This window comes from Pseudomonas syringae group sp. 26L6 (assembly GCF_032587815.1).
Classification (GTDB): Bacteria; Pseudomonadota; Gammaproteobacteria; order Pseudomonadales; family Pseudomonadaceae; genus Aquipseudomonas; species Aquipseudomonas amygdali.
Map to the genome: position 1 here is coordinate 157209 of NZ_JAWHPJ010000009.1, position 11523 is coordinate 168731.

General features: G+C 56.1%; 8 protein-coding genes. 6 read left to right on the forward strand and 2 right to left on the reverse strand.

Features of this window, described 5'->3' with window-relative positions:
* Nucleotides 1–209 precede the first annotated feature (209 nt).
* The 5 genes from RYA97_RS03335 to RYA97_RS03355 all read left to right on the forward strand — a co-directional run bounded on the left by RYA97_RS03335 (nucleotide 210) and on the right by RYA97_RS03355 (nucleotide 6901).
* Nucleotides 210–3722 carry a response regulator gene (locus tag RYA97_RS03335; protein ID WP_316891876.1) on the forward strand — a complete coding sequence of 1171 codons (3513 nt, stop codon included), beginning with the start codon at nucleotides 210–212 and terminating at the stop codon, nucleotides 3720–3722.
* A gap of 49 nt (nucleotides 3723–3771) precedes the next feature.
* The gene (locus RYA97_RS03340) at nucleotides 3772–4593 is read left to right on the forward strand and encodes a CheR family methyltransferase (protein WP_004658107.1); all 822 of its coding nucleotides are present in this window, start codon (nucleotides 3772–3774) and stop codon (nucleotides 4591–4593) included.
* Complete coding sequence (locus RYA97_RS03345) at nucleotides 4590–5204, forward strand: chemotaxis protein CheB (RefSeq protein ID WP_002553642.1); 615 nt, start codon at nucleotides 4590–4592, stop codon at nucleotides 5202–5204. Before RYA97_RS03340 ends, RYA97_RS03345 begins: the two co-directional genes overlap by 4 nt.
* Entirely contained in the window at nucleotides 5198–6379 is a 1182-nt protein-coding gene (locus tag RYA97_RS03350; RefSeq protein WP_002553643.1) for a hybrid sensor histidine kinase/response regulator, read from the forward strand. The genes RYA97_RS03345 and RYA97_RS03350 overlap by 7 nt, the downstream gene beginning before the upstream one ends.
* Before the next feature lie 144 nt (nucleotides 6380–6523).
* A complete protein-coding gene (locus RYA97_RS03355; RefSeq protein ID WP_002553644.1) occupies nucleotides 6524–6901 on the forward strand; it encodes a response regulator in 378 nt (125 codons plus the stop codon).
* A gap of 69 nt (nucleotides 6902–6970) precedes the next feature.
* On the opposite strand, the gene RYA97_RS03360 is transcribed toward RYA97_RS03355, so the two are convergent.
* Nucleotides 6971–9001: a response regulator gene (locus tag RYA97_RS03360; protein WP_004665050.1), complete on the reverse strand. Its 2031-nt coding sequence runs from the start codon at nucleotides 8999–9001 to the stop codon at nucleotides 6971–6973.
* A complete protein-coding gene (locus RYA97_RS03365) occupies nucleotides 8998–10482 on the reverse strand; it encodes an ATPase domain-containing protein (RefSeq protein WP_002553646.1) in 1485 nt (494 codons plus the stop codon). Before RYA97_RS03365 ends, RYA97_RS03360 begins: the two co-directional genes overlap by 4 nt.
* A gap of 220 nt (nucleotides 10483–10702) precedes the next feature.
* Between RYA97_RS03365 and RYA97_RS03370 the strand changes: the two genes are divergently transcribed.
* Nucleotides 10703–11515, forward strand: a complete 813-nt coding sequence (locus tag RYA97_RS03370; protein WP_002553647.1) for a crotonase/enoyl-CoA hydratase family protein — start codon at nucleotides 10703–10705, stop codon at nucleotides 11513–11515.
* Nucleotides 11516–11523 lie beyond the last annotated feature (8 nt).

Below are 11523 nucleotides of genomic sequence, written 5' to 3' on the forward strand. Positions count from 1 at the left end.
GTAAATAAAAACCGGGTGGAAGTTCAATCGGCGCACAAATACGGTGAATTGTGAGGGTGATTGATGGCTTTACGTCATGAACGCGATATGTGCGTGAGCTTATCACCGATTTATGTGTGAAATTTCAATCCTCTATGTCAGAAATAAGAGTGTTTTTCGTGGGTTTACGGCAAACTCTACGGTTTTGATCCACTCGTCAGGGATATTTCATGAATCGGACGTCTGTTGTCGATGAGCAACGCTTTCGAAAACTGCTGGGGCGTAACGTCGGCTTGCCATTGGGTGTGGGGGTACTGAGCGCCGTTTTCTTCATTTTGCTGATCAGTTATCTGCTCACGGCCATACAGTGGGTCGAGCACACTGACCGGGTGATCAATAACACCAACCGTTCGATGAAACTGTCGATAGACATGGAAACTGGCATGCGCGGTTTTCTGCTGACCGGCGATCAACACTTTCTCGACCCCTATGAAATCGCCAAACCGTTGCTGGTTGCCGAGCTGGAGGGACTCAAGAGTCTGGTCGAAGACAACCCGACGCAACAGGACCGGTTCAGGCGTCTGTCCACGATGCAGCAGGAGTGGAATGCGTTTGCTCAGGAGATGATCAATCTGCGGCGCAACAACGGCGACTATCAAACTGCTGTGCTGGCCGGACGTGGCAAGCGAATTACTGATCAGATCCGCACCGAGTACGATCAGGCTGTCGAAATGGAACAGCAACTTCGGTTGACCCGCAACGCAGAGGTCACGCGCAGTACCATTCTTTCCGTCTGCCTTTATCTGATATTCGTGGTGATTGTCAGCGCTATCCTGGCGTATATCGGACGACGTGATTTGCTGTCGCTTTCGGCCACCTACAGCGAAAACCTCAGGCTGCAGGAAATCAATGCCGAGCGTCTGCAAAAAGTCGCCTGGTTGCGCAACGGTCAGAGCGAACTGGCCGAACAGGTACTGGGTCAGCTGACACTCAATATGCTGGGTCGAAACATCCTTCAGTTTCTGACTCAGTATCTGGGCGCGTCGGTGGCGGCGGTCTATATTCGCCAGGATCACGGCGGCTTGACGCGTGCTGCTTCCTACGGTTTTTCTCGCGAACAGGAGCAGCAGGAGCAGACCATTCATAGCGATGAAGGCATTGTGGGGCAGGCCGCACAACAGGACCGGATCATCACGCTGGATGAACTGCCCGAAAATTACTTCAAAGTGGCTTCCGGTTTGGGTGAAGGCTCGCCGCGCAGCATAGTGGCACTGCCTACCAGCAATGACGATCAGGTCAACGGGGTGATCGAGTTGGGCTTTCTGCGCCCGCTTACCGAGCAGGATCTAGAGTTTCTTGAGCTGATCGCGGACAACATTGGCACTTCGATTGAAGCGGCCCGTTATCGCCAGCGTCTGCAAGAGGTGCTGGCCGAGACCCAGCAACTCAACGAAGAATTGCAAGTGCAGCAGGAAGAATTACGCACGGCCAACGAAGAGCTGGAAGAGCAGTCGCGTATTCTCAAGGAGTCTCAGGCACACCTGGAAACTCAGCAGGCCGAGCTGGAACAGACCAACGAGCAACTGGCCGATCAGAGTCAGGCACTGGCCGATCAGCGTGATGCGTTGGACCGCAACAACGAGGAACTGAGCATTGCTCAGGCCGAGTTGCAGGCGCGTGCGGACGAGCTGCAGCGCGCCAGCAAGTACAAGTCCGAGTTCCTTGCCAACATGTCCCATGAGCTGCGCACGCCGCTCAACAGTTCGCTGATCCTGGCCAAGCTGCTGGCCGAAAATCCTGGCGAAAATCTGACCGCCGAACAGGTCAAGTTTGCCGAGTCGATCTATTCGGCGGGTAATGACCTGTTGAACCTGATCAACGACATTCTGGATATTTCCAAGGTTGAAGCCGGCAAGCTCGAAATGCGCCCGGAAAACAGCAGCGTATCTCGTCTTGTCGAAGGCCTGCGCAGCATGTTCCAGCCGCTTGCCGCCGAGAAAAAGCTGGCGTTCACGGTCGACATACAGGCAGGCGCGCCGACCATGCTGTTCACGGACCGCCAGCGTCTTGAACAGATTCTCAAGAACCTGCTGTCCAACGCGATCAAATTCACCGAAGCGGGCGCCGTCAGCATGGTCGTTTCGCGCCAGCCGGGTGCAGGCATCGTGTTTATCGTGCGCGACTCGGGCATCGGCATCGCCGAGGAGCATCAGCAGGGTATATTCGAGGCATTCCGTCAGGCAGATGGCACCACCAACCGGCGTTATGGCGGTACCGGGCTGGGGTTGTCGATCTCCCGCGATCTGGCGGCATTGCTGGGCGGCTCCATCAGTGTGACCAGCGCGCCAGGGCAGGGCAGTATTTTCAGCCTGGTGTTGCCGGAAAGCTATGTCGAGCAAGGCCCTCAAGAGCCAGGCAATGAGTCTGCGGTCATGCTTGAGCCTCCCGCGCCATCGTTGCCGGTTCCTGCCGCGCCGGTCATCCAGCAGTCGGCCCCGGTGCCGGTGGAAACACCTGTAGCCGTGTTTGCCGATGATCGTGACAAGGCACCGTTTCAGCGGCGCTGCATTCTGGTCATCGAAGATGAAGTGCGCTTCGCTCAGATCCTATTCGATCTGGCCCATGAGCTGGGCTATGACTGTCTGGTCGCACATGCCGCGGATGAAGGGTTCAACCTGGCGTCACGCTACACGCCGGACGCGATCCTGCTGGACATGCGCCTGCCGGATCACTCGGGCCTGACCGTGCTTCAGCGTCTCAAGGAGCTGGCACCTACCCGACACATTCCGGTGCATGTAATTTCGGTCGAGGATCGCCAAGAAGCTGCGCTGCACATGGGCGCCATTGGCTACGCCGTCAAGCCGACCACCCGCGAAGAGCTCAAGGATGTATTCGCCAAGCTGGAGGCCAAACTGACCCAGAAGGTCAAACGCATCCTGCTGGTCGAAGACGATGCGCTGCAACGTGACAGCATTGCTCGCCTTATCGGCGACGATGATATTGAAATCACTGCGGTGGGTTTTGCCCAGGAGGCATTGGACCTGCTGCGCGAGAATGTCTACGACTGCATGATCATCGACTTGAAACTGCCGGACATGCTCGGCAATGAGCTGCTCAAGCGCATGTCCACGGAAGACATCTGCGCCTTTCCGCCGGTGATTGTCTATACCGGGCGCAACATGACCCGTGATGAAGAAGCCGAGCTGATGAAATATTCGCGCTCTATCATCATCAAGGGCGCACGCTCGCCTGAACGCCTGCTGGACGAGGTCACGCTGTTCCTGCACAAGGTCGAGTCGCAACTGTCCAACGAGCGACAAAAGATGCTCAAGACCGCGCGCAGCCGTGACAAGGTCTTTGAAGCGCGCAAGATCCTTGTGGTCGATGACGACGTGCGTAACATCTTCGCCCTGACCAGCGCCCTGGAGCACAAGGGGGCAGTGGTGGAAATTGCCCGCAATGGTCTTGAAGCGATTGCAAAGCTCAATGAGGTCGAAGACATCGATCTGGTCCTGATGGACGTGATGATGCCTGAAATGGACGGTTACGAAGCGACCATCGAGATCCGCAAAGACCCGCGCTGGCGCAAGCTGCCGATCATCGCCGTTACTGCCAAGGCCATGAAAGATGATCAGGAGCGTTGTCTGCAGGCAGGTTCCAACGATTACCTGGCCAAGCCCATTGACCTGGATCGACTGTTTTCACTGATTCGCGTCTGGCTGCCGAAGATGGAGCGCATTTGAATGAGGGCTCAGTGGCCGTGCTTTCCGGGGCGCAAAAACGGATGGCATCATGCACCTTGATCGAAGCATAGAGATCGAGCTGCGCCTGCTGATAGAGGCTATCTACCTCCAGTACAGCTACGATTTCCGCGACTATTCCGGTGCGTCGATCAAGCGCCGCGTGATCCATGCGTTGCGTCAGTTCGATTGCGCGACCATCTCGGCCCTGCAGGAGCGTGTGCTTCATGACCCGGCAGCATTCATGCAGCTGTTGCAGATTCTCACCATCCCGGTGAGTGAGATGTTCCGTGACCCCTCGCACTTTCTGGCGATCCGCAACGAGGTCGTGCCGGTGCTACGCACTTACCCGTCGATCAAGGTGTGGATTGCCGGTTGCAGTACGGGTGAGGAGGTTTATTCAACGGCTATTCTATTGCGCGAAGAGGGGCTGCTGGAGCGGACCATCATTTATGCGACCGATATCAATCCCAGCTCTTTGGAGAAGGCCAAGCAGGGCATCTTTTCCATGGATAACCTGCGCACCTATACGGAGAACTACCGTAACTCGGGAGGGCAGCGCAATTTCGCCGATTACTACACGTCTGCCTACGATTACGCGATCTTCGACAAGACACTGTGCGAGAACGTCACTTTTGCCGATCACAGTCTGGCTACAGATAGTGTATTCTCCGAAACGCAATTTGTTTCCTGCCGTAACGTACTGATTTACTTCAACAAAAAACTTCAGGATCGAGCTTTCGGGTTATTTCATGACTCGCTGTGTCATCGCGGCTTTCTGGCGCTGGGCAGTAAGGAAACCCTGGATTTCTCTGCCTACGGCGGGGCGTTCGAGACGCTGGTGAAACCCGAGCGGATCTACCGGAAATTATGAGAACCACCTTTGACGATGACCTGTCCTGCGGCCCGTTGCCCGTGGTCGATGCTATTGTCGTAGGCGCGTCAGCGGGGGGTGTAGAGGCCCTGCTGAAAATATTCAGAAATCTGCGGCCGGGTTTCAGTCTGCCTATATTGATGGTGTTGCATTTGCCCGATGACCGGCGCAGCCAGTTGGCCCATGTATTTCAGAATCGCTTGGCGATCCCGGTCAAGGAAGCCGATGACAAGGAAGATATCGTGCCGGGCACTTTGTACGTTGCGCCAGCGGGTTACCACGTCTCGGTGGAGTCTGACTTTTCACTGTCATTGAGTCAGGAAGACAGGGTGTTTTACTCAAGGCCCAGTATCGACATTTTGTTCGGTTCGGCCGCGGATGCCTACGGCCCGCGACTGGCTGGCGTATTGCTGACTGGTGCCAATAATGACGGCGCACAAGGTTTGCTGCAGATCAAGAAGTATGGTGGTTTCACGGTGATTCAAGACCCCTCGCAGGCCCAGGCGTCGACCATGCCCGAAGCGGGCCTGGCGTTGCACTCGCCGGATTACCTTCTTTCCCTGAACGATATTGGCCGCTTGCTGGTCGAGTTGGAACGAACCGCATGTTAAGTGAAATTCAGGCAAAACTGCTCATCGTTGATGATTTGCCGGAAAACCTGCTGGCCCTCGAGGCGCTGATCAAGCGCGGTGATCGACTCGTCTACAAGGCACTCTCGGCGGACGAAGCGTTGTCACTGCTGTTGCAGCACGAGTTCGCGCTGGCCATCCTCGACGTCCAGATGCCTGGAATGAACGGGTTCGAGCTGGCCGAGATGATGCGCAGCACCGAGAAGACCAAGAGCATACCGATCGTTTTCGTCAGCGCTGCCGGTCGCGAGCTCAATTATGCCTTCAAGGGCTATGAAAGTGGTGCCGTGGACTTCCTGCACAAGCCGCTGGATATCCATGCGGTAAAGAGCAAGGTCAATGTTTTCGTTGATCTGTATCGGCAGCGCAAGGCCATGAAACTACAGGTCGAAGAGCTGGAGCGCAGTCGCCAGGAGCAGGAAGCCTTGCTCAAGCGTCTGCAGTCGACCCAGGGCGAACTGGAGCACGCGATCCGTATGCGTGATGACTTCATGTCCATCGTTTCCCACGAGGTGCGTACGCCGCTCAACGGTCTGATTCTGGAGACCCAGCTGCGCAAACTTCACCTGGCCAAAGACAACGCTTCAGCGTTCACCATGGAAAAGCTGCGGGCAATGGTCGACCGCGACGAGCGGCAGATTCAGAGCCTTATCCGCCTGATAGAAGACATGCTTGATGTCTCCAGAATTCGTACCGGCAAGCTGTCGATCAGGCCGAGCCCGTTTGACTTGAGCGAACTGGTCTGTCAGTTGCTGGAAAGCTTTGCCGCACAGATTGCCGCCGCCGATTCGACGGTCACCCGGTTTGCCGAAGAGCCGGTGATCGGCGTCTGGGACGAGTTCCGTATCGAGCAAGTGGTTGCCAACCTGTTGACCAATGCGCTGCGCTACGGTGCGCGCAAACCGATTGAAGTGCATGTGTACAGCAGGGAGGGCGAAGCCTTCATTGAGGTTCGGGATCAAGGCATCGGTATTACTGCTGAAAACCAGAAGCGCATCTTTCAGCAATTCGAGCGAGTATCGAGCAATCACGCTGTTGCCGGGCTTGGCTTGGGGTTGTTCATTTCCGATCAGATCGTCATGGCTCACGGCGGTCGTATCGAGGTGGAGAGCGAAGAAGGCAAGGGTTCGGTCTTTCGTATCTGCCTGCCTTTATAGATGACAGCTGCTGTCGATACAGGTGACAGCCGTTGGCGATGTAGGTGATAGCCACTGGCAATCAAGTTTAATCACACATCGGCGCAACCTCCCATGCATGCCGTGGTCGTAATGGCAGCTATTTATAAGATCAAAGGCAGTTCAATGAGCGCTGATGCAGAAAACGTCGTATTAATCGTCGAAGACGAACCCCTGATCCTGATGCTCCTGGCCGATTATCTGTCTGGTGAGGGGTATCGAGTCCTGAAAGCCGAGAATGGTGAGCAGGCTTTCGAGATTCTGGCGACCAAACCCCACCTTGACCTGATGATCACCGATTATCGATTGCCGGGTGGTGTCTCGGGTGTACAGATTGCCGAGCCTGCGGTGATGCTTCGACCGGAGTTGAAAGTGATCTTCATCAGCGGCTATCCGGCGGAAATACTCGATTCGGGCAGCCCCATTGCGCTGAAGGCACCCATTCTCGCCAAACCGTTCACCATGGAAACGCTGCATTCGCGTATTCAGGAACTGCTGGCCTGACAACGCGCTTTAACCGTCGAGTGAGCAGGCCGCCTTTCAGGCAGGAGTCGTGCACAGCCTGAGCGTTTCTCAGGCTTCTATCATTTCCCGCACTTTCGAGGTCAGGTGATCGAACGCAAAGGGTTTGGTGATCAGTTGCATACCGGTGTCCAGAAAACCTCCGCGAACCGCGGCATGTTCTGCATAACCTGTGATGAACAACACTTTGAGTCCCGGTCGCAGCTGCCTTGCGATTTCTGCAAGCTGCCGGCCATTCATGCCCGGCAGCCCTACATCGCTGATCAGCAAATCAATACGCTGGCCTGATTCCAGTATCGGCACGGCATCCAGTGCTTCGCCGGCCTCGATGAAGGTGTAACCCAATTCGCTGAGCACCTCACTGACCAGCGTCCGGACAGCAGGGTCGTCTTCGACAATCAGCACGGTTTCGCCATTTTCGGCGTAAACGGCATTGCTCTGGAAACTCTGCTCGGCTTCATCTGCAAGCCCCTTAAAGCGCGGCAGGAACAGCTGTACGGTAGTGCCTCGGCCTACTTCACTCTTGATTGAAACATGACCATGCGACTGTTTGCTGAAACCGTAGATCATTGAAAGACCCAAGCCGGTGCCCTGGCCGATAGGCTTTGTGGTAAAGAACGGGTCAAACGCACGGCTGATCACTGTTTCCGGCATGCCGCAGCCATTGTCACTGACGCTCAGCACCACGTAATCACCGGGCAGCAGGTTCTCATGGGCATTGGTAAACGATCTGTCCAGCTGCTGATTGAAGGTTTCGACTACCAGCGTGCCGCCGTCGGGCATTGCATCGCGTGCGTTGAGCACCAGGTTGAGCAGGGCGCTCTCCAGCTGGTTAGGGTCCGCTTCTGCAGTCCACAGATCGCTGGCCATGCGCAATTGCAAATGAATGCTCTCGTTGACACTGCGCTGCAACAGTTCGTCCATGGCATTGACCAGATGGTTCATCTCCACCGGCTTTGAGTCCAGTGACTGGCGCCGCGAGAATGCCAGCAAGCGATGGGTAAGTGCTGCGGCGCGATTCGCCGAGGTCACACCCAGGTCGATCAGGCTGTTGAGGTCCTCTATATTGCCGCGCGCCAGGCGTCTTCTTATCAATTCCAGGCTGCCGATGATCCCGGTCAGCATGTTGTTGAAGTCATGCGCAATACCGCCGGTCAATTGGCCGACTGCTTCCATTTTCTGTGACTGACGAAGAATGTCTTCCTTGTGGCGCAACTGCGAGGTGCGCTCTTCGACCTGTTGCTCCAATGTTTCATTGAGACGCCGCAATTGCGACTCGGCTTGCTTGCGTTCGGTGATGTCAGAGGTCACGCCTGCCAGAGAACTGACCAGACCGTTCTTGCCGCAAATGGCGCGGGCGCGCACATCCACCCAACTGAGTGAGCCATCCGGCCAGACGTTGCGGTATTCGATGATCAGATCAACACCGGTGTCCAGGCTGCGCTGAAGCGCCGACTGCATTCTGGGCTGATCTTCGAAATACACAGCAGCGAGCCAGTCGTCGTAATTGAACGTGTCCTGTTCGTTGCGGCCATAGTGACTTTTAGTAATATCCGAACAAGTCAGTTTGAGGTATTCCGCTTCCAGCAACCAGGAGCCCAGCCTGCCGGCCTTGAGCGCATTCTGCAGACGGCCTTCACTTTCGTGCAGGTCCTCCATGCGCGCTCGTGCTTCATACTGACGTCTGCGCCCGCGCACGGCCGTGACGACCAGGCTGACCAGAGTCGCAGGATGGAAGGGGCGTTCGAGAAAGGTCACATTGCCCAGTAGATTACCCATCCGTGCAGACGGATTGTGATCCGGACCGCCATGATGAGTCATCAGGACGATCGGCAGATCCGACCACGCTGGCTGACGACTGATGAGGTCCAGCAGCGGTTTAATGTCACTGTTGCGCAACGCCTCATCGGCGATGATTGCCAGGCCAGCGCCCGAGCTCAACTCTTTGACCAGTTCGAACAAGTCATGGGCCACCGTTGCCAGGTAGCCGGCTTCATCGAGGATCCGCATAGCGATCTGACTGTCTCGACCTCTGGGCGCCAGAATGATTGCGCGCTCCGACAACAGTCCTGGAATACTCACAGGTCGTCATCCTCAAGCAGCGGTTTCTTGTCGCCAAAGTATGACGGCACCCCGCGCAGTACGCCTTGGAAGGCTTCAAGCGGCTTGCCGATCTTCAGACCGTTGGCACTGATGCGGTATTCACGAATAGTGGACTCGTGAGTGCCCGTGCGCTTCTTGATGATGGATATCGCGCGACGCACCTGACCCAAAGCTTCGAAATAACGCAACAGAATAACGCTGTCGGCAAGGTAGGTAATGTCGACCGGTGAGCGCATGTCACCGACCAGCCCGTGTTGTGCAACGGTCATGAAGGTCGATGCGCCCTGGCGATTGAGGTAGAGCAGAAGCTCATGCATGTGCAAAACCAGTGCGCTCTCTTCCGGCATTGCCGCCTGATAACCGTTGATGCTGTCGATGATCACGGTCTTTATCTGCTTACGGTCCACTGCGCGCCTTACGCGGTGCGCAAACTCGCCAGGAGAAAGCTCAGCCGCGTCGATCTGCTCGACCACCAGATTGCCGGTCTCCTGAAGCGCCCGCAGGTCAATCCCGAGCTTGAGCATGCGCTCGAACAGCAGGCCCATTTCTTCATCGAATATGAACAGCCCCACGCGCTCGCCACGTGCCACTGCCTGTGCCGCGAAAACCAGTGAAATAAGCGATTTACCGGTCCCGGCAGGGCCCAGAATCAGCGTGCTGGAGCCGCTTTCTATGCCGCCGCCCAGCAGGTCGTCCAGTTCTGTGATGCCGCTGCTGACCTGAGTGCGGGCGTAATTGGAGCGGTGCTCGGCCGCTACAAGACGTGGGAATACATGGATGCCGTTCTCGGCGATGGTGAAGTCGTGGAAACCGCCGCGGTATTTCTGGCCGCGGTATTTGACGATCTTCAACCGTCTGCGCTCGGCACCATAGGTGGGTGTCAGCGCTTCAAGACGGATAACCCCGTGGGCCACACTGTGTACGGTTTTATCCAGCGCTTCGGTGGTCAGGTCATCGAGCAGCAATACCGTCGCGTTATAACGCGTGAAGTAATGTTTGATGGCTAGAATCTGGCGTCTGTAGCGCAATGAACTTTGCGCCAGAAGACGAATTTCCGAGAGGCTGTCGATCACCACGCGAGAGGGTTTGACCCGCTCCACCACCTCGAATATCTGCCGCGTCGCTTCGCCCAGCTCCAGATCCGAGGAGTACAGCAGGCTTTGATGATGATCCGCATCAAGCAAGCTTTCAGGCGGCGTCAGCTCGAAAATATTGATCTGCTCGTCAAGCTCCCAGCCGTGTGAGGCAGCACCCGAGCGTAGCTCGCTTTCAGTCTCGGAAAGGGTGATGTACAGCGATATTTCACCCGCTGCTGCGCCTGCCTTCAGGAACTGCAGTGCCACAGTTGTCTTGCCGGTTCCGGGTTCTCCTTCAAGGAGAAAAACATGACTGCGTGAAAGACCACCCGCAAGGATGTCATCCAGACCTTCAATCCCGGTTGCCGCTTTTGACGTATTCAAGTATCGCCCTCTAATAACCCATATAGGTTTTGCTATCACTGATTACTGGACCTCCCGGCATTCTGACCGTTCACACTATTTAACGGTAGCGGGTACAGCGAATATATAAACGCGGCTGGCGGTCGGTCCGGTAAATGTCACTTAAGCCCGGTTACGATGATTGCGTCGCTGTTGTTATAGTCCAGCGCCTGAATACTCAACATGCCCTGAGGATCACGTCGTGACCGATTATCAAAGTTTCCGGGTCGAGCTGGCTGACAGCATTGCTCACGTACAGATCAACCGGCCTGAAAAGCTCAACGCAATGAACGAGGCGTTCTGGACTGAAATAATCGGCATATTCGACTGGATTGAGCGCAATGACGAAGTGCGGGCAGTCATACTCAGCGGAGCGGGTAAACATTTTTCGTCGGGTATCGATCTGGCATTGCTGGCTTCTGTTGCCAACCAGATGGGCAAGGATCCAGGCCGTAATGCCCGGCTGTTGAGGCGCAAGATCCGTGACATGCAGGCTTCGTTCACTGCAGTGGCAAATTGCCGAAAGCCGGTTCTGGCTGCTATTCAGGGCTATTGCCTGGGTGGTGCCATAGACCTGATTTCGGCCTGTGACATGCGTTACGCCGCCGCCGACGCCCAGTTTGCCATTCGCGAGATCGACATGGGCATGGCGGCGGATGTAGGAACCCTGCAACGTCTGCCGCGAATCATCGGCGATGGCGTGCTGCGTGAGCTGGCTTATACCGGGCGTACCGTGGGAGCTGAAGAGGCGCAGAGGATCGGGCTGGTCAATCGCACCTTCGATGACCTGGAAGGTCTGTTGCAGGGCGTCTTCGCGGTGGCCCGGGAGATAGCCGGCAAATCACCCATTGCCATCGAAGGCACCAAGCAAATGATCAGCTACATGCGCGATCACCGAGTGGAGGACGGCCTGGAACACGTTGCCATCTGGAACGCAGCCATGCTGCAATCACCTGACCTGAAGCTGGCGATGGTTGCGCAGATGAACAAGCACAAGCCGGTCTTCGATAATTGATTCATGAT

Excerpts from the sequence above, each read along its gene's own strand:
- RYA97_RS03340 (WP_004658107.1), top strand. The coding sequence starts at position 3,772 with ATGCACCTTGATCGAAGCATAGAGATCGAGCTGCGCCTGCTGATAGAG.
- RYA97_RS03335 (WP_316891876.1), top strand. The coding sequence starts at position 210 with ATGAATCGGACGTCTGTTGTCGATGAGCAACGCTTTCGAAAACTGCTG.
- RYA97_RS03345 (WP_002553642.1), top strand. The coding sequence starts at position 4,590 with ATGAGAACCACCTTTGACGATGACCTGTCCTGCGGCCCGTTGCCCGTG.
- RYA97_RS03355 (WP_002553644.1), top strand. The coding sequence starts at position 6,524 with ATGAGCGCTGATGCAGAAAACGTCGTATTAATCGTCGAAGACGAACCC.
- RYA97_RS03350 (WP_002553643.1), top strand. The coding sequence starts at position 5,198 with ATGTTAAGTGAAATTCAGGCAAAACTGCTCATCGTTGATGATTTGCCG.